The following is a 251-nucleotide window of genomic DNA, read 5'->3' as shown; positions in this document are numbered from 1 at the left end:
GACAAGGTCCCAACTACCATCGGCGCTAGAGAGCTTAACTTCCGTGTTCGGTATGGGAACGGGTGTGACCTCTCTGCCATCATTACCAGACATTATTCTTTTGAGACAATCATTATTATAACTTATTTACTTTAAAAGTCAACAAGTTTTTTATGTTCTCTCAAAACTAGATAACATTGCTACATATTATATGGTTAAGTCCTCGATCTATTAGTATTCGTCAGCTCCACATGTCACCATGCTTCCACCTC

1 rRNA gene is annotated in these 251 nt (G+C 39.0%); it reads right to left on the bottom strand.

Annotated features, from left to right (window positions below):
• Positions 1–90: ribosomal RNA gene (gene rrf / locus MR169_RS28080) — 5S ribosomal RNA — on the bottom strand; the annotation flags it as partial.
• Positions 91–251 lie beyond the last annotated feature (161 nt).

It is taken from the genome of Bacillus cereus group sp. BfR-BA-01349 (assembly GCF_022663795.1).
Lineage (GTDB): Bacteria > Bacillota > Bacilli > Bacillales > Bacillaceae_G > Bacillus_A > Bacillus_A cereus.
This window is presented reverse-complemented; position numbering and strand designations above follow the sequence as displayed.